This window comes from Pseudomonas sp. MH10, from assembly GCF_034353045.1.
GTDB lineage: Bacteria > Pseudomonadota > Gammaproteobacteria > Pseudomonadales > Pseudomonadaceae > Aquipseudomonas.
In genome coordinates, this window is record NZ_CP133783.1 from 3,339,630 (window position 1) to 3,356,712 (window position 17,083).

General features: G+C 55.7%; 16 protein-coding genes and 1 pseudogene. 12 read left to right on the forward strand and 5 right to left on the reverse strand.

What is annotated here, in order from left to right; translation table 11 throughout:
* Window positions 1-276 precede the first annotated feature (276 nt).
* The gene (locus tag RHM59_RS14765; protein ID WP_322165339.1) at window positions 277-1,269 is read left to right on the forward strand and encodes an IS5 family transposase; all 993 of its coding nucleotides are present in this window, start codon (window positions 277-279) and stop codon (window positions 1,267-1,269) included.
* 614 nt (window positions 1,270-1,883) lie between these two features.
* Here the strand turns inward: RHM59_RS14765 and RHM59_RS14770 are convergent.
* The 5 genes from RHM59_RS14770 to RHM59_RS14790 form a co-directional block, all read right to left on the reverse strand.
* Complete coding sequence (locus RHM59_RS14770) at window positions 1,884-4,445, reverse strand: hypothetical protein (RefSeq protein WP_322184283.1); 2,562 nt, start codon at window positions 4,443-4,445, stop codon at window positions 1,884-1,886.
* A 17-nt stretch (window positions 4,446-4,462) separates the two neighbouring features.
* Window positions 4,463-6,568: a type VI secretion system tip protein TssI/VgrG gene (tssI, locus tag RHM59_RS14775; protein WP_322224534.1), complete on the reverse strand. Its 2,106-nt coding sequence runs from the start codon at window positions 6,566-6,568 to the stop codon at window positions 4,463-4,465.
* A gap of 179 nt (window positions 6,569-6,747) precedes the next feature.
* Window positions 6,748-7,545, reverse strand: coding sequence for a phasin family protein (locus RHM59_RS14780; protein ID WP_322184287.1), 798 nt, complete (start codon window positions 7,543-7,545; stop codon window positions 6,748-6,750).
* 10 nt (window positions 7,546-7,555) lie between these two features.
* Window positions 7,556-7,993: a phasin family protein gene (locus RHM59_RS14785; protein WP_322167224.1), complete on the reverse strand. Its 438-nt coding sequence runs from the start codon at window positions 7,991-7,993 to the stop codon at window positions 7,556-7,558.
* Between the two features lie 394 nt (window positions 7,994-8,387).
* A complete protein-coding gene (locus tag RHM59_RS14790; RefSeq protein ID WP_322167223.1) occupies window positions 8,388-8,663 on the reverse strand; it encodes a polyhydroxyalkanoic acid system family protein in 276 nt (91 codons plus the stop codon).
* A 156-nt stretch (window positions 8,664-8,819) separates the two neighbouring features.
* Between RHM59_RS14790 and ubiE the strand changes: the two genes are divergently transcribed.
* The 11 genes and pseudogenes from ubiE (at window position 8,820) to RHM59_RS25540 (ending at window position 16,966) form a co-directional block, all read left to right on the forward strand.
* Entirely contained in the window at window positions 8,820-9,590 is a 771-nt protein-coding gene (gene ubiE, locus RHM59_RS14795; protein ID WP_322167222.1) for a bifunctional demethylmenaquinone methyltransferase/2-methoxy-6-polyprenyl-1,4-benzoquinol methylase UbiE, read from the forward strand.
* Window positions 9,590-10,213, forward strand: a complete 624-nt coding sequence (locus tag RHM59_RS14800) for a ubiquinone biosynthesis accessory factor UbiJ (RefSeq protein ID WP_322167221.1) — start codon at window positions 9,590-9,592, stop codon at window positions 10,211-10,213. Before ubiE ends, RHM59_RS14800 begins: the two co-directional genes overlap by 1 nt.
* Window positions 10,210-11,841: a ubiquinone biosynthesis regulatory protein kinase UbiB gene (ubiB, locus tag RHM59_RS14805; protein WP_322167220.1), complete on the forward strand. Its 1,632-nt coding sequence runs from the start codon at window positions 10,210-10,212 to the stop codon at window positions 11,839-11,841. Before RHM59_RS14800 ends, ubiB begins: the two co-directional genes overlap by 4 nt.
* 60 nt (window positions 11,842-11,901) lie before the next feature.
* On the forward strand, window positions 11,902-12,303 hold the full coding sequence (gene hisI, locus RHM59_RS14810) for a phosphoribosyl-AMP cyclohydrolase (protein ID WP_322167219.1): 402 nt from the start codon (window positions 11,902-11,904) through the stop codon (window positions 12,301-12,303).
* Window positions 12,296-12,628: a phosphoribosyl-ATP diphosphatase gene (locus tag RHM59_RS14815; protein ID WP_322167218.1), complete on the forward strand. Its 333-nt coding sequence runs from the start codon at window positions 12,296-12,298 to the stop codon at window positions 12,626-12,628. The genes hisI and RHM59_RS14815 overlap by 8 nt, the downstream gene beginning before the upstream one ends.
* Before the next feature lie 29 nt (window positions 12,629-12,657).
* Window positions 12,658-12,936, forward strand: a complete 279-nt coding sequence (locus tag RHM59_RS14820; RefSeq protein WP_322167217.1) for a twin-arginine translocase TatA/TatE family subunit — start codon at window positions 12,658-12,660, stop codon at window positions 12,934-12,936.
* Between the two features lie 10 nt (window positions 12,937-12,946).
* A complete protein-coding gene (tatB, locus tag RHM59_RS14825) occupies window positions 12,947-13,453 on the forward strand; it encodes a Sec-independent protein translocase protein TatB (RefSeq protein ID WP_322167216.1) in 507 nt (168 codons plus the stop codon).
* Window positions 13,450-14,250: a twin-arginine translocase subunit TatC gene (gene tatC, locus RHM59_RS14830; protein WP_322167215.1), complete on the forward strand. Its 801-nt coding sequence runs from the start codon at window positions 13,450-13,452 to the stop codon at window positions 14,248-14,250. The genes tatB and tatC overlap by 4 nt, the downstream gene beginning before the upstream one ends.
* The gene (locus tag RHM59_RS14835) at window positions 14,247-14,954 is read left to right on the forward strand and encodes a 16S rRNA (uracil(1498)-N(3))-methyltransferase (protein WP_322167214.1); all 708 of its coding nucleotides are present in this window, start codon (window positions 14,247-14,249) and stop codon (window positions 14,952-14,954) included. Before tatC ends, RHM59_RS14835 begins: the two co-directional genes overlap by 4 nt.
* 95 nt (window positions 14,955-15,049) lie before the next feature.
* Window positions 15,050-16,057, forward strand: a pseudogene (locus RHM59_RS25535) (methyl-accepting chemotaxis protein); the annotation flags it as partial.
* Between the two features lie 204 nt (window positions 16,058-16,261).
* On the forward strand, window positions 16,262-16,966 hold the full coding sequence (locus RHM59_RS25540; RefSeq protein ID WP_416195097.1) for a methyl-accepting chemotaxis protein: 705 nt from the start codon (window positions 16,262-16,264) through the stop codon (window positions 16,964-16,966).
* Window positions 16,967-17,083 lie beyond the last annotated feature (117 nt).

The following is a 17,083-nucleotide window of genomic DNA, read 5'->3' on the forward strand; positions in this document are numbered from 1 at the left end:
ACAAATACTGAGCCCACTTGTTGGCGAAGCATTCTCAGCGGCGTGCCCGGCAAGCCGCCTCGCGAACAAGTTCGCTCCTACGATTTAGAGTCTGTAATTCAATAAGGTATGCGCTGTTTGTATGATAAAAGTTAGCGTACCGAAAGCGGTGATTCAGGAGACCCATCAAAACGACATCACCGCACCATTGTAACGATATAGCTAGGGAAACTCTGAAAAAGGTTTTCAAATCTGGTGAAATGTCCCCCATCACATGAGCCGAGCGGTTGCCCCCCCATGAAGCAAATTTCTTTCGCCGATGCCGAGTACGCCGGTAAACGTAAGCGAACCCGCCGTGAGATTTTCCTGAGCGAGATGGACAAGGTCGTCCCCTGGAAGGGGTTGATCGCTTTGATCGAGCCGCATTATCCAAAAGGCGAAGGGGGCCGCCCGGCGTATCCCTTGATGGCCATGTTGCGTGTGCACCTGATGCAGAACTGGTTCGGCTATAGCGATCCAGCAATGGAAGAGTCTCTTTATGAGACCACGATTCTGCGCCAGTTCGCGGGGTTGAATCTGGAACGCATTCCCGACGAAACCACGATTCTCAACTTCCGTCGCCTGCTGGAGAAAAACCATCTTGCCGGGGGAATCCTGGAGGTCATTAATGGCTACCTGGGAGACCGAGGTTTGATGCTTCGTCAGGGCACAATTGTTGATGCCACGATCATTCATGCGCCGACGTCGACCAAGAATAAAGAGGGTAAACGCGACCCCGAAATGCATCAGACCAAGAAAGGTAATCAATATTTTTTCGGGATGAAAGCGCACATCGGAGTAGACGCTGATACGGGTCTGACGCACAGCGTGGTGGGCACGGCAGCCAATGTCGCGGACGTCACTCAAGTCGATCAGTTGCTGCACGGCGAAGAGACCCATCTCTGTGGCGACGCGGGCTACACCGGCGTAGAAAAGCGGCTTGAACATGAGGGGCGCGAGATGATCTGGTCGATCTCCGCCAGGCCCAGCAGCCGCCGCAAACATGGAGAAAAAAGCGTCATTGGCCGTGCGTTGCGCAAGATTGAATACGCCAAATCGCAAACTCGGGCCAAGGTTGAGCACCCGTTTCGGGTGATCAAGCGCCAGTTTGGTTACACCAAGGTGCGGTTTCGCGGGTTGGTAAAGAACACGGCGCAGTTGGTGACACTGTTTGCACTGTCGAATCTGTGGATGGCGCGCCGACATTTGATGGAGCCTATAGGACAGGTGCGTCCGCAGTATGGAAATTAAGGGTTAATAAGTGCTTAAAACCGGCTTATTCATCAATAAAAGCCGATATTTTCGAAATTTCAGTGAAGTACTTTCTTTCGGAGCGCTTGACGCCCGATTTGCCAGAAAAAGAAGGTCTTATTTCAGACCTTCCCTAGGGAGGTATTGATCCAGAATATACAAACCCCGCAATCAGGCCGACGCCGATCTTATTTGCTACGGTCTTCAATCATACTCAGGGCTAACCGGAGGGCCACATTGGAGAGGTCCAATAATGCCAGACCCAACCGCTATCGTACAACTTCTTTGTACTTCGCCCGACGCACGCAAAGGAAATATCCTTAGCACTAAATTAATCGCACCGTTGCTTACAGAGATGTTTTCGAAACCGACATGGGCGAACTCAGTTGAAAATGAACGACCTTGAAAGCTACAAATCGAACTAGACTTTATGACTTGCCAATTATCACCCGGCGATAATAATTGTACATACAGGCAAGGATCTTCAAAGCTCATGAAATAACGGACCACTAACTTTCCAACTCTTGACGACTCAGCTGTCGCTATTTTCTGATATTCAATATTCAAGGCCGACGCACTTAATGGCAATAGCATCACTATTCCTGCGAACCAATTCATTGCGTCACACTTAAGTAAAGCGCACGCCGATTGAAACGGTCAGGCGGAACATTTGGCCAACGAGAGCGATCACGAATTATTTGGCAAAAAGCTGGAAAATTATTTTCAACTATACTTCTCTGAATATAAGCTCTCGAAGGTGCCGTATAATCGCCCCTATAGATCAAATCTACCGTAACGTCTTGAATTTTTGGGTGCGTATTATTCCAATCTAGCGAACCGTAATCACTTAACAATCGCTTGTCACTTGAAATCCGTAATACGTTCTTTTTCATTTCGTCATAAACCGGCAAAAACAATTCATATTGCTGTTTCCGCGATATCACAGAATTTTTAATCCCAGCAGTTGCACCGCCTAGATAAGCTTGAGCAGCTTGTCCGCTAAGTCCTTTCGCCCCCAACAACCAACCCAACAGAGGCTCAGAAATACCGGCAGATACCAGATCAATTTCAGGATTCGGGCGCTGGCCCAAATCATAGCCGCGTCCAATGGTTATTCCGGAGGCGCCTCCAGGCCAGTGTATTTTTCTGCTGAAGTAACGATGAAGTCCGTTAGCGGGATCGGCCGCGTCATTGCCTTCAACATCAAACGTCAATTGCCCATGAGGTACCGTCAGCCAATCTAAACTGTTTTCATCGATTAAGTTGTCGCTGAGCGCGGCCACAAACTCAACCGGATGAAAGTGCCAAACGCGCCCATCTTCTGGTAGCCCAACTGCCTTCGCTACGTCATCCCAGAACACCAAGTTGTCGATACGTTCGCTTTCATGCCGCAGGTAGTTGGGATTGTCTTTGAGTTGCTCTCTGTATGCTTGCCATCTGTCGCCATCGGATTTGGTTTGCCATTCGGTGTAGTGGTAGGCGATGAGTTTTGACCAACGGGATCTGAATTCCGGGTTTTTCAGGGTTTCCTGGAGTTCTTCAGCTGTAACGTTGCCGTCGCTGTTTCGGTCAGCAAGGGCATGGAGATGGGCGTAGAAGCTGTCGATTCGTTCGGGGGTCAGCGGATTGAAACTGTTTTGAGCATGCTGCTCGACGACTTTGAAACCAATCGCGCTCAAGTCGTATTGGTTGACGATCCTGACACCAGAGCCCTCTTGATCGACGCTGTCTTTTTTGATTAGCGCAGTGAGGCTCCGAAGGGGTTTGCCTTTGGTTCGGGCACGCTCTTGGACGGTGATTTGGTAGGCGTCATTGCGGTTCTCGTCTTTAACGATGGGTAGGGCGTTGAGTGCAAATATATGGTCTTTAAACAAGTAGGTTGGGTTATCGGTTTCGGTGTCTCTCCCAACGATAGTCGGTTGCAACTTTAGGACTTCAAGGTACTGCTTGCCGTGCGTGAGCTTGGCGTCATTGTTCAGGAAAGCGTCCAGGCCCGGATCACAGGTGAATATTTCAAAGTGCATTTGATGCGGGGTTTTCTTACTCGCACCGTCTGGCATTTCATACAGACCGAGGTAACCGATCGGATCGCCGGCTTTTATCGGAATAGGCGTGCCGGGCACGATAACGCTGTCCAGCCGAGACGGTTCCACGCTCAGGTGCTCGATGCTCTTGTCGTCTACAAACGCCCAGTAACTCTGCGGCATCGTTTCTCCGCGGATGACGGCGTTATAGGGAATGCACTCAGCGGTGGGTAGAACACTGCCATCCTGCATCCGCACTGGATGAGTGCTTTCGCTGTCGAAGCTGAAGCCGTACCCATGGGGTAAATGGCAGTTTGACGAAATCGGTACTCCAAATTCGCCGTTCGCGCGCGGGCAGTACATTTGCATCCCGCTTTCGTTGATGACCCTCGCGGTCACCCTACCTTGCCAGTATTTGGGTTTGGTCCGCGCAGGTGCCGCCACCGGTTTCAACTGTAACTGGCCATGCTCCCCACGAATCGCTTGCCCATCGCGCTGATCCGCGAACCAGACTTCATCGCCTTTTTTAAGCCTGCCTACCTGCCCCCGGACGATGACGCCTTTTACGAAGCGGTAGCCATTGGACGGTGCACTCTCTTCGACGATATCGAACTGTGTTCCGGGTGAAATAACGCCCAACTTCATACTGCCCGGCTCACCCAATGGCACATTGCGCGCAGACCAACCGCCGATGACAACTTCTACCCTTTTCTTGTAAGTCGGGTCATCGCTTCGATAACAGTCATATGGCAGTAGATGCATGTACAGGCTGTAGAAGACCAGGCTGTTTTGCTTCCCGTGATTCGGACCTTCTTCGGGATTAGGCGGCGATTTGTGGGTGTGGCGAACAAGGCAAAACGAAGTGGAATACTGAAATTTCTGAGCGTCTGACTCAGGTTCTAGCTGAGAAACTAAATAGTCTTTGTTCAAGCGGTAGGCGACCACTTCGCCCTCGGCTATACAGCGAACCGGTTGGTTGTATACGCACTGCGGCGCGCTACGGTCGCTGATATGTATGCCACCGTGCCAATAACGATTTTGACCTAACAAGTAGAAGCCTGACTGTTCGTTTCCGAGCAGGCGATGAACGTGGTCGGCGTCTTTATAGGGGCTGCCGTCGGCTTTGCGAATCGGGAACTGAAAATCAGACATGGTTCATTTACCAACGATCAATTGGAGAACGGAGTGGCATCGGGGGTTTTAGAGGACCGGGGGGTTGGCGCTGATGGAGGCCTTGACGCGACCACGTCGAGCCCCGCGCTCGGTATTTGCCCTGTATAAATGAGCGTCCTATCCAGTTCATCCGTGCTTAGCAGCATGGCGTCGTCAGGCGACAACGGCACAGCCGGCGTCCCCGGAACAGGTGCGCCACCGCACAGAATCGGCACACTGGAGAAAATGCCCGCTGGGTTGAGCACCAGATGCTGACCATTGATGGAGAGGGTCAGCGTGATGCCGCCATCGATAACGATATTTGCGCCAGAAAGGTGTACTTCTTCCGCCGCGTCTATGACCAGTGCGCCGCCGACCCGGGTGTGGCTGGAGCCGGCCACTTGCAGATGATCCCCCGCTGACAACTGCACCTTGCGCGCGCCAGTGACTTTGAGGTGTTGCTCGGCCTTGATAACGGTGGTGCTGTTGCCTTTGATCGTCTCCAGCCGCTGACCGCGCACTTCAAGGCGGCTATCGTTCTGAATCAATTGCTCCATGTCGCGCTGGGCACGCAGGTAGACCCGTTCAGCGCCATCGCGATCTTCAAAAGAGACTTCATTGAAGCCCTGGCTGGCCTTGGAGCTGCGGCTGCGAAACACGCTTTTGGTTTTGTTCGCCGGTAATTCGTAGGGCACCGGATTCAGACTGTTCGGCAAACAGCCCATGATAATCGGCCGATCCGCGTCGCCTTCCAAATAAGAAATCAGCACTTCCATGCCGACCCGAGGCAAGGTCACCGCGCCATGACTGTTGCCCGCCCAACTCGACGCCACCCGCACCCAGCAGCTGGTGGTTTCGTCATTCAGCTCGCGGCGGTCCCAGTGAAACTTGACCTTTACCCGGCCGAATTTATCGCAGTGAATTTCTTCGCCTTCCGGGCCGGTAACCTTGGCGGTTTGGGTGCTGTGAATCAGCGGTTTGGGGTGCCTCAAGGCGGGGCGAAACTGGATGGTTTCGGGGATGGCGGTGAAGGAATTCCGATAACCCTGAGCGATTTTCCCGGCGGCGACCGGGGCGTCAGCGCCCAATTCTTCCAATACCTGCGGCTGCCGCCCTTCGTGCTTGATCGAAATCAGCACCCACGGGTTATTCCATTTCAGCTGCGGATGGTCTTCCAGCTGGATCACCGTCCCGCTGCGCAACACCGGGTGATCGCTGCTGCCGTCGGCCAGTTGGAAATCCTTGCGGTGCCGTTCCAGGTCTCGGTTGGATAATCGTCTGCCGTGATCGTCCTCCAGAAAGCGGCCGGGATAGACGTAATGCTCAAGCTTGGGATCGACATGCAGGGCCTCACCCCTTTGGGCTTGGGCTGGGGTCGCCTGCGGACTTCTAGCGCTTTCCAATAAATAACCGGCTTTCTGAAAATCATAATCGCGATGCACCACATGGCTGGTACGCGCCGCCAGGCGCACGCCGAAGGACTGAATCGAACAGTCCTCGGGCACCATGCCGTTCAACGGTCTGAACGGCAGCACAACCCGCGCCGCGTGGGGAAACATTATTTCGTCATCGGCGAAAATCAACCGATGGCCGTCAGCCGAATGCTCAAAACGGTAAAACCAGCCGTCTTCTTCGCACAGCCGATTGACGAAGTGCAGGTCGCTTTCGTCGTACTGAACGCAATAGTCACGGATCGGAGCGCGGGTCACGCCACTGTCGAATTGCACGTCCAGGCCGTCAAACAGGCCGTGTTCTTTGAGCACTTCAAGAATAATTGCGGGCACGCTCATCTGCTGGAACGAGCGGCGCTGGCTGCTGTGTTCCAAGTACGCGAGAGAGGGTTTGAGCACCGCAATGTAGTGCGTCAGCCGGGCGTTGGAATCGCTTTTGTGGATGGAGTGAATCTGCCCGTGAATGCCTTCGCCGTCCGGGCCAAAACCAAGGAAAGCCGCCTTGTGCAGCAGGTCCGACAGCTCAATACCAGACGACCGACTGACCAGTTCGACGGTGATGGCGTACGGCGTGCTGACGGCTTCGGTGCCATCAAATGCGAGGACTTGAAAATGGCGGGATTCAACACCTTTCACATTCAGCGTGAAGGCTGGGACGGCGGCCTGGGACATGGAAACCTCTTCGCATCGGAAAGATAACCAAAGTGTGCGGAGAGAAAAACGTCACGAATATCGGGAACAGCCTAGAAGCTTGTAGGACACCTCCGAAAATCAGAGCGATCCTTCCGGCAGACATATTTCCGAGATAAAAAAACCCGACCTCACGGCCGGGCTTGGGCAGTCCGCAAAAATCAGGACTGGCTGGCTGGCGTCGACGAGGGGGTCGTTGCTGGCGCAGCGGTTGCAGCTGGAGCGGTTGAAGCGCTTGGGGCGGGGGTTGTAGCCGGTTTTGCTGCAGGCTTAGGCGTTGCCGCTTTAGGCGCTGCTGGCTTTTTAGCCGCTGCTGGTTTTGCTGCTGCCGGCTTGGTCGTTACTGCTTTTGCAGCAGATTTAACGGCGGCCTTGGCGGCTGCCGGTTTAGCCGCGACGGGTTTGGCAGCAGCTTTAGTTGCTGGCTTGGCCGCTGCGGTTTTCGTCGGTGCTTTTGCCGCTGGCTTGGCTGCGGGTTTTGCCGCGGCCTTGACCAAGGGTTTTGCTACAGGTTTCGCAGCCGCCGCTTTCGACGCTGGCGCCACCGATGCACCGGTCAGTTTTTCGATTTGCTTGGTGAGCAAATCGACCTTGCTGTGCAGCGCTTTGACTTCGTTGCGGCTCGGTACACCCAGGCGAGAAATGGCGCTATTGAGGCGCTTGTCGAACGCACCTTCAAGCTCGCTCCACTTGCCCATCGCCAGGTCTTTGACATCGCCGACACGGGATTTTGCCGTTTTAGCGGTTGCCTTGGCAGCGTCAACTTGTTTGTCGACGCCGTTCTTGGTTTGCTTTTCAGCCTTCTCGCCGTCCTTCACAAGCGTTTCGAAAAGCTTACTTCCGTCATTGCTGATCTTGGAGTAAGCGCCTAAACCAGCCAACCAGATTTGGCGGGAGTATTTCTCAACCTCGCCGATCCACGAGCTGCCTTCTTTTTCGATTTTCTTTTTACCAGCCATCCCGCTCTCCTTATTGTTTACGCGCAATACGTTCAAGCAATGCCGTCAGCCCATCGAGCTTAGCAGACAGTGTCTCAACATCATGTTTAGACGCAATTCCGAAGCGATTCAAGGCACGAGAGACACGACGGTCAAAAGCATGCTCGACTTTTTCGAATTGCACTTCGAATTTGCCCTTCATGCCTTTGACTTCACGTTTGACGTCGTCGATATCACTGTTGATCTCGCTGTTGGCAGCTTCGATTTTTTTACCGATAACTTTTTTGCCTTCGCGCTCGGCGACTTCACCGGTCTTAATTAGCTCTTTGACGTAATCGGCGCCTTCAGAGCCGGCCTTGGCGTAGGCACCCAGGCCTGCCAGCCAGATCTTGCGGGCATAGAGTTTTACTTCGGAAAGGGCGGTTGCCTGTTCGGCTTCAACTTTCTTTTTCAAGGTTACTTTGGCCATGGTGCACCTCACGCTCAAGGGTTGGAGGAACTGCCCAGACGGTTAGTGGGCATGGAAGCCAAAGTAATCAGAAAAATTAGAATGCTCACCCTAGGTTGTTCACTCTTTGTAGATACGCAATCTCTGTAGGAGGGTCCGCCACGTCTTCGACGCTGCGCTGTCGCGCAGCAAACTGGGTGGCACTTTGTGTGGTTTGAGGTTGCAGGGTGTCAGGACTGAAGCCTTCCCGAATAAATTCGGTCCCACAGATTCTGGGGCTGCACAGATTTCTGAAGCAGGTGCCGAAGGCTGCGATCAGGTCCGAAGGACCCTCGCCAACAAGTTGGCTCCTACGGCTACTTCGGGCAACCCGGGCGCTATCGGCAGCCAACACAAGACCTGTGGGGAAGTCCTGTCACACCAACGCTTTATCCAGCGCTTTTTCGATTTCACTCTTGATGGTGCTGCTGAACGCTGACATCAGGAAGCCGACTTCAACCTCAACGGTGATCACTTCATCAAACACACTCACGGTGCCGCTCACGCCTGAACCCGCCAGTTTGACGGTGTCGCCTGACCACTTTGGCTCGACCGAATATTTCTCGGCCAGTTTCTGCACCAGTATTTCGGCTTTCTCTTTTGCTGCTTCACGACCTAGGTCGTGGGCACGTTCAACGCTAATTCGGGCCATCGAAGAACTCCTGTATCCATAGGTTCAGCCAGCACTCAATTAACGTCGGATGCGTCAATCGGTCCCGGCGCGTCACTATACTTACATTAAGCCTTGCCAAGACAAAGCCAGCCTCCGGGATTAGAATGACCGGCATTCTCTTCCGGTGACAGCGACATGAATGATCAGCGCAAAGGCAGCGATGCCGAACCCACCACTCACTTCGGTTTCAAAAACGTGCCGGAAAGCCAGAAAGCCGAGAAGGTTGCTGAGGTTTTCCACTCTGTAGCGGCCAAATATGACTTGATGAATGACTTACTGTCTGGTGGCATGCACCGGCTGTGGAAGCGTTTTGCCATCGAGTTGTCCGGCGTACGGACCGGCAACCGAGTGCTGGATATCGCCGGGGGCACCGGTGATTTGACGAAAAAATTCTCGCATTTGGTCGGACCGACCGGCGAAGTCGTGTTGGCCGATATCAACGCGTCGATGCTCAAGGTGGGTCGCGACCGGCTGCTTGACCTAGGCGTGGCGGGCAACGTCAAGTTCGTCCAGGCGGACGCGGAAAAACTGCCGTTCCCAGACAACCATTTCGACTGCGTGACCATCGCTTTCGGCCTGCGCAACGTGACCCATAAAGAAGATGCCCTACGCTCGATGCTGCGGGTACTCAAGCCCGGCGGTCGCCTGTTGGTCCTGGAGTTTTCCAAACCGACCAACAAGCTGATGTCCAAAGCCTATGACGCGTACTCGTTCGCCTTCATGCCGCTGATGGGCAAGTTGATCACCAACGACTCTGAAAGCTACCGCTACCTGGCAGAGTCGATCCGCATGCACCCGAATCAGGAAACCCTGAAATCGATGATGGTAGAAGCCGGCTTCGACCGCGTGACTTACCACAACATGACCGCAGGCATCGTCGCCCTGCATCGCGGCATCAAACCCTGATGATACTCAGGGGCTTGCTCGCTAGCGTCGAACACGGCATCAACCGTGTGCTGCGAATGGACAGCACCGCCTTGCCACGTCTGGAACGCCTGACAGGCAAAGTGGTTGCTGTTGATTGCCGTAGCCCGGCGCTGCAGCTATTCATCTTGCCCAGCAACGAAGGCTTGCTGCTGGCCGCTCACTGGGAAGCAGAGCCCGATTGTACCCTTCGGGCACCGGCATCGACGCTGCTGCGCCTAGCGATGAGCCAAGACAAAACTGCCGTATTGCATGGCCCCGACGTTGAGTTGGAAGGTGATAGCGCGGTTTTGCTGGAGCTGGCCGGGGTGCTGCAAGACCTTGAACTGGATTGGGAGTATGAACTCTCGCGCTGGCTCGGTCCTATTGCCAGTCCGCTCCTCAGCGGTCATCTGCGCAGTAGCGCCCGCTGGACCCGCGACGGCGTGGCCAACCTGACGCACAACCTTGCCGACTACCTCAGTGAGGAGTCGCGCACACTGGTCGGTCACCGCGAAGCGCAAGCGCGCTTTGCTGAATTGGACCAGACCAAGCAAGACCTTGAACGTCTCGAGGCGCGTGTTGAGCGCCTTGCCCTCCTCCTCAAACCCAGCGATAACGCATGAAGCTGCTTGCCGTCCGCCGTTTGTTTCGCATCCAACGCGTGGTTATTCGCTACCGTCTTGATGACTTGCTATTCGCCCTGCCGTTGCCGTGGTGGATGCTCGCCTTGCGCTATGTCATGCCGTGGCGCTGGTTCCCGCGCAAAACCCTGGACCTGAGCCGAGGCGCACGCCTGCGTTTAGCCCTGCAAGACCTCGGGCCGATCTTCATCAAGTTCGGTCAACTGCTCTCGACTCGACGCGACCTGCTCCCTGAGGATATTGCCGACGAGCTGATGCATTTGCAGGATCGCGTGCCGCCGTTCGATTCGCAGTTGGCCATCAATCTGATCGAACAACAGTTGGGCGCAAAAATCAGTGCCGTGTTCAGCCGCTTCGACGTTGCCCCTTTGGCCTCGGCCTCGGTGGCGCAAGTACACGCTGCGCGGCTTAAAACCGGCGAAGAAGTGGTGGTCAAGGTCGTGCGCCCCGGCCTCAAACCGATCATCGGCCAAGACTTGGCGTGGCTGTTCATTTTGGCGCGGATTGCTGAGCGACTGTCGGCCGACGCCCGCTTGCTACACCCGGTAGATGTTGTCAGCGATTACGAAAAAACCATTTACGACGAACTCGACCTGTTGCGCGAAGCGGCCAACTCCAGCCAGCTTAAACGCAACTTCGAAGGCTCGCCGTTGCTGTACGTGCCCCAAGTGTATTGGGACTGGTGCCGCCCGAAAGTGCTGGTGATGGAGCGTATCTACGGGATTCAAGTCACTGATCTGGCGACCTTGGCCGATCAACGTACCGACATGAAGTTACTGGCCGAACGAGGGGTGGAAATTTTCTTCACTCAAGTGTTTCGCGACAGCTTCTTTCACGCCGACATGCACCCTGGCAACATTTTCGTGAGTACCGTCAATCCGTGGAGCCCGCAGTACATCGCCATCGATTGCGGCATCGTCGGCAGCCTGACCCCGGAAGACCAGGATTATCTGGCGCGTAACTTGTTTGCGTTCTTCAAGCGCGACTATCGACGCGTGGCGCAGTTGCACATCGATTCGGGCTGGGTACCTGCGGAGACTAAACTCAATGAGTTCGAAGCCGCGATTCGTACCGTGTGCGAGCCGATTTTCGAGAAACCGTTAAAGGACATTTCGTTTGGTCAGGTGCTGATGCGCCTGTTCCAGACCGCGCGTCGTTTCAATATGGAAGTCCAGCCGCAACTGGTGTTGTTGCAGAAAACCCTGCTCAACATTGAAGGCCTTGGCCGTCAGCTGTACCCGGAACTGGACTTGTGGAGTACCGCACAGCCATTTCTGGAACGTTGGATGCGCGAGCGCGTCAGCCCGAAAACTTTACTGCATAACCTGCAATCGCAGGTCGAGCAGATACCGCACTTGGCCGGCATGACCCGGGACCTGCTGGAGCGCATGTCTCAGCCCCACGCTTCGGATCCGCCTGCGCCATGGCGTGAGCGGCCGCCACGGGGCGGTGATGGCTGGGCGCTAAGGCTGATCGGTGCGGTATTGCTGGCGGGTGGCGCGGTAATGGCATCGACCTTGGCGGCCGGCGGCAGCGCATTGGTCGCATTGGCGGCGTGGCCTGCCTGGATCATGCTGGCCGCTGGCTTGTATCTGGTCGTGCGTCGATAGCTCGCAACTGGCACACTATTTAACCCGCCGGGCCTGTAGGCCTGGCCGCCGGAGTCGACAATGAAAGACTGGCAAGACGAAATCAACTGGAACAGTGACGGCCTGGTGCCTGCCATTGCTCAGGATTACAAAACCGGCCGCGTACTGATGATGGCCTGGATGAACCGCGAAGCCCTGAGTTTGACCACCGCCGAGAACCGAGCCATTTACTGGTCGCGTTCCCGTGGAAAACTTTGGCGCAAAGGTGAAGAATCGGGGCATGTACAGAAGCTTCACGAACTGCGCCTCGATTGCGACGCCGACGTGATTATCCTAATGGTTGAACAGGTCGGTGGAATCGCGTGTCACACGGGACGTGAGAGCTGTTTTTATCGGGTCTATGACGACGCTGGCTGGAAGGTTGTCGACCCGGTGTTGAAAGACCCGCACGCTATCTATCAGGCAGGACACACACATGAATGACACCCTGGCCCGCCTGGCCGAAGTGCTTGAGTCACGCAAAGGCGCCGCTGCCGACAGTTCGTACGTCGCCAGCCTGTACCACAAGGGCTTGAACAAGATTTTGGAAAAGGTCGGTGAAGAATCGGTCGAAACCATCATCGCCGCCAAGGATGCCGCCGTGAGCGGGGATTGCAGCGATGTCATCTACGAAACCGCAGACCTGTGGTTTCACAGCATGGTCATGCTCGCAGCCTTAGGCCAACACCCCCAAGCGGTGTTGGATGAGCTGGATCGCCGTTTTGGATTGTCCGGGCACGTGGAAAAAGCCGCACGCCCGGCCGATTAAACAAGCATCACTATTAAGAGGAATGTTTCATGGGCATTTTTGACTGGAAACACTGGATCATCATTTTGGTCGTTGTCGTGCTGGTATTCGGCACCAAAAAGCTCAAAAACCTAGGCTCGGATGTCGGCGAAACGATCAAAGGCTTTCGCAAAGCCATGAATGAAGAAGAAGTAAAGCCTGCAGAACCGCAGCCGCCGGTGCAACCCATGCAGCCGCCGCAAGCCGCACCTCAGGCGTCCACATTGCATGAACCGCAAACCATCGACGTGCAAGCGCATAAAGTCGAAGAGCCCATCCGTAAAGACTAGGTCGTGTTGAATGTTTGGTATCAGCTTCTCTGAACTGCTGCTCGTCGGCCTCGTCGCCTTGTTGGTTCTCGGGCCTGAGCGCCTGCCGGGTGCGGCGCGCACGGCTGGCCTGTGGATTGGGCGGCTGAAACGCAGCTTCAACGCGATCAAACAGGAAGTGGAGCGCGAAATCGGCGCCGACGAAATTCGTCGTCAGCTTCACAACGAGCACATCATGTCGCTGGAAGAGGACGCGAAGAAGATTTTCGCTCCGCTACAGCCTCCGCAGCAAATGCAGGCCGAACCCGTCGCGACGATCAGCCCATCGGCTGAAGCCCACAGCATTGCCCCACCGACAGCTTCGGTAGTGGACGCGCCATTAACTGCCGCGCCGCTGGCGTCGCCCGAGGCTGCCGTTGTGGTCCCTTCCGATGACACGTCAATGCCGACAGCAACGGCAACGCCCGCTGCACATGTGAGCCCGGTTCCGAGCGAGCCTTCCGCCAACGATTCAACTTTGCCACCGCGAGCCCCATGAGCGCAGAAATCCCGGAAAACGATCAGCAGATGCCGCTGATCTCTCACCTCACTGAATTGCGTACGCGATTGCTGCGTTGCGTCTTTGCGATTTTCTTGATCTTCGCCGGGTTGTTCACCTTCACCCAGAAGATCTACACGCTGGTTTCTGCACCGCTTCGGGTTTACTTGCCCGAAGGCGCGACGATGATTGCCACCGACGTGGCGTCGCCGTTCCTGACGCCGTTCAAGCTGACCATGATGTGCTCACTGTTCCTGGCGATGCCGGTGATCCTGCACCAGATCTGGGGGTTCATCGCTCCCGGCCTGTACAAGCATGAAAAACGCGTCGCCGTGCCGTTGCTGGTGTCGAGCATCATCCTGTTCTACTCAGGGATGGCCTTCGCTTACTTCCTGGTCTTCCCGCTGATTTTCCACTTCTTCGCCAGCGTAACGCCCGAAGGCGTCTCGATGATGACGGACATCGCCAGCTACCTGGACTTTGTCACGACGCTATTCTTGGCGTTCGGCGTTGCGTTCGAGATTCCGGTGGCGGTGGTGTTGCTGGTATGGATCGGCATTGTCGACGTCAAATACCTGAGGAAAATGCGTCCGTACGTGATCATTGGCTGCTTCGTCGTCGGGATGATTTTGACCCCACCGGACATCTTCTCGCAGACCTTGCTCGCAGTGCCAATGTGGGTGCTGTTCGAAATAGGGGTGCTGTGCAGCGGAATGATCGTCAAACGTGGCGATCACCCGGATGACCAGCCCGATGAAGAAGACAAGCAAGACCAGCCACCAGCGACCCAGCCGTGAATTTACTGTTACTCGAAGACGCCGACTTTATTTCGGCTGATCGGGTCGTGCTGCGCGACCGCCGTCTCAAACACATGCAAGAGGTGCATCGCGCAGTGGTGGGTGACACGCTGCGAGTAGGGCAACTTGGCGGCCTGCTGGGCTCAGCCGAGCTAATGCGGCTGGAAAACCACGAGGCCGAGCTGCGAATCAACCTTGATCGTGCGCCGCCAGCCAAACTGCCGCTGACCCTGCTGCTGGCCCTTCCCCGGCCGAAAATGCTCCGCCGTGTGTTCCAGACGATCGCGACAATGGGCGTGCCTCGAGTGATTTTGCTCAACAGCTACCGAGTCGAAAAAAGCTTTTGGCAGACCCCGTTCCTTGAACCTGAAGCCATCCGTGAACAACTGATCCTCGGCCTGGAGCAAGCCCGCGACAGCGTGCTGCCCGAGATCATCATTGAAAAACGCTTCAAACCCTTCGTTGAAGACCGCCTACCGCAACTGGTTGAAGGCACTCTGGGGTTAGTCGGCCACCCCGGCGACTACCCCGCCTGCCCACGCGGCATCGCTCAACCGGTGACGCTGGCCATCGGCCCAGAAGGCGGCTGGATACCCTACGAAGTTGACCTGTTAAACAAAGCCGGACTTCAACCTGTGCAACTAGGTGAGCGGATTTTGCGCGTTGAAACCGCCGTTACCGCCCTCCTTGCCCGGTTGTTTTAAACCTGACCGAACCGTCGGTAAGTCAGCGCTACAGTTCCCAACTATCCCGCCGATAGACAAGCACATTTATAACAACTAAAAGTCGAGGGGCTGCCATGTACCGCTGGTTAGTGCGAAACCTGGGAAACGTAAGCGTTAGTCTGAAACTGGCTAGCGGCTTCGGCACGGTGTTAGTGCTAACGGTGCTGATCACCCTGACGGGCTGGTTCAGCGTGTCGACGCTGATTGATAGGGGCGACAAGCTGGCATCTATCACCCGACTGACTGACTTGACCACCCAATTGCGTATCGCACGGTTGCACTACGAGTCGTTTTTTAATACAGAATCCGCGAAGGAAGTGACCGACGCACTCGATCACATTGAGCAAGGCATCGCCCGAGCCCACGCCCTGCTAGAAGCGCCAACTGATCAAAAAATGCTCGACGAGCAGGCAGAGGGGAACAGCCTATATCGCCGCGCCTTCAGTGAGATGACCCAGGCCATCCAGACGCGCGAAGCAAGCCGCGACCATCTTGGGGCCACCGCCGACCTTGCCGTGGAGAAAGTGTCCGGCATTGAGGAATCCCTGCTCCAAGGCGACAGCATCCTTGAGTTCAACAATGTGGTGTACCTGAGTAAGCTGATTCAACAAGCGCGCTTTCAGGTGCTCGGTTACACCTACAGCGCCAAGCCGGAATTCGAAAAGAGCGCTACGGCGGCCATCGACGAAGCATTAGTCGGTCTTAATAGCCTGCCGGGCTCAATACCGTCTGAGTACCTGGTCAAACTCAAAGACGCCAGCGATGCGCTCAAGGCTTACCGTGACGCTGTCGGCCAATACCGCGATGCGCAGATGCTGAGCAAGCAAGCGCTGGAAAAAATGGCGATCCAGGGCAAACGCCTACAAGGGCTCAGCACTCAATTGACCGACTCGCAAAATGCCCGACGTGATGCAGACAGCGCTCAAGCGCGGTCCATGCTTACCCTTGCCATGGCGCTCGCGGCGTTGTTTGGGGTGATATCGGCCTGGGCCATCACCCGTCAAATCGTGGTCCCATTGCGAGAGACACTCAAGGTCGTGGAGCGAGTCGCCTCAGGCGACTTGAGCCAGGATTTGCAAGTCGAACGGCGGGATGAATTGGGCCAATTGCAACGCGCCATTCAGCACATGACGGTGGGCCTGCGGGTATTAGTCGCAGGCATCAGCGAGGGCGTGACCAAGATTGCCAACGCCGCCGAGCAACTGTCGGACGTTACCGAAAAAACCAACGCGGGCGTCGATAGCCAGAAGCTTGAAACCGATCAAGTGGCTGCCGCCATGCACGAAATGACCGCTACGGTTCAAGAAGTCGCGCGTAACGCAGAAGAAGCATCCGAAGCCGCCGTTGCCGCCGATCAGCAAGCCCGCGAGGGTGATCGAGTGGTCAACGAAGCCATCGCCCAGATCGAGCTGTTGGCCGGTGAAGTGGGCAACTCAACCGAAGCGATGAACGAACTCAAGCGCGAAAGCGACAAAATCGGCAGCGTACTCGATGTGATCAAGTCCGTGGCTCAACAAACTAACCTGTTGGCGCTCAACGCCGCCATCGAGGCGGCACGCGCCGGTGAGGCGGGCCGAGGTTTTGCGGTGGTGGCGGACGAAGTACGCAGCCTCGCCCAGCGCACGCAGAAGTCCACCGAGGAGATCGAAGAACTGATCGCTGGCGTGCAGAATGGCACGCAGCAAGTGGCGAAAATCATGGAAAACAGCCGCAACCTGACCGTCAGCAGCGTCGATTTGACCCGTCGCGCCGGTAGCTCGCTGGGAAACATCACACGCACCGTTTCGGCGATTCAGTCTATGAACCTGCAAATCGCTGCCGCCGCTGAACAGCAGAGTGCTACGGCCGAAGAGATTAACCGCAGCGTACTGAACGTGCGCGACGTATCTGAACAAACATCCGCCGCCAGCAAGGAAACCGCAGCTTCCAGCGTCGAACTGGCACGCTTGGGCAATCAGCTGCAAACACTGGTTGGCACGTTCAAAGTCTAGAACGCGCTGCTAGCCAGCCCCCAGTAAACACTGGGGGCTGAGCTCCCTTTTTGAATATTCAGAATTTTCCTACGACCGATTCAGGTCGCGCAACACCCTCTCCTGCCGATGCGCTGA

What these genes read in the sequence shown, in the direction of transcription:
- RHM59_RS14765 (WP_322165339.1), top strand. Translation starts at nt 277, where the DNA reads ATGAAGCAAATTTCTTTCGCCGATGCCGAGTACGCCGGTAAACGTAAG.
- RHM59_RS14770 (WP_322184283.1), bottom strand. Translation starts at nt 4,445, where the DNA reads ATGTCTGATTTTCAGTTCCCGATTCGCAAAGCCGACGGCAGCCCCTAT.
- tssI (WP_322224534.1), bottom strand. Translation starts at nt 6,568, where the DNA reads ATGTCCCAGGCCGCCGTCCCAGCCTTCACGCTGAATGTGAAAGGTGTT.
- RHM59_RS14780 (WP_322184287.1), bottom strand. Translation starts at nt 7,545, where the DNA reads ATGGCTGGTAAAAAGAAAATCGAAAAAGAAGGCAGCTCGTGGATCGGC.
- RHM59_RS14785 (WP_322167224.1), bottom strand. Translation starts at nt 7,993, where the DNA reads ATGGCCAAAGTAACCTTGAAAAAGAAAGTTGAAGCCGAACAGGCAACC.
- RHM59_RS14790 (WP_322167223.1), bottom strand. Translation starts at nt 8,663, where the DNA reads ATGGCCCGAATTAGCGTTGAACGTGCCCACGACCTAGGTCGTGAAGCA.
- ubiE (WP_322167222.1), top strand. Translation starts at nt 8,820, where the DNA reads ATGAATGATCAGCGCAAAGGCAGCGATGCCGAACCCACCACTCACTTC.
- RHM59_RS14800 (WP_322167221.1), top strand. Translation starts at nt 9,590, where the DNA reads ATGATACTCAGGGGCTTGCTCGCTAGCGTCGAACACGGCATCAACCGT.
- ubiB (WP_322167220.1), top strand. Translation starts at nt 10,210, where the DNA reads ATGAAGCTGCTTGCCGTCCGCCGTTTGTTTCGCATCCAACGCGTGGTT.
- hisI (WP_322167219.1), top strand. Translation starts at nt 11,902, where the DNA reads ATGAAAGACTGGCAAGACGAAATCAACTGGAACAGTGACGGCCTGGTG.
- RHM59_RS14815 (WP_322167218.1), top strand. Translation starts at nt 12,296, where the DNA reads ATGAATGACACCCTGGCCCGCCTGGCCGAAGTGCTTGAGTCACGCAAA.
- RHM59_RS14820 (WP_322167217.1), top strand. Translation starts at nt 12,658, where the DNA reads ATGGGCATTTTTGACTGGAAACACTGGATCATCATTTTGGTCGTTGTC.
- tatB (WP_322167216.1), top strand. Translation starts at nt 12,947, where the DNA reads ATGTTTGGTATCAGCTTCTCTGAACTGCTGCTCGTCGGCCTCGTCGCC.
- tatC (WP_322167215.1), top strand. Translation starts at nt 13,450, where the DNA reads ATGAGCGCAGAAATCCCGGAAAACGATCAGCAGATGCCGCTGATCTCT.
- RHM59_RS25540 (WP_416195097.1), top strand. Translation starts at nt 16,262, where the DNA reads ATGACCGCTACGGTTCAAGAAGTCGCGCGTAACGCAGAAGAAGCATCC.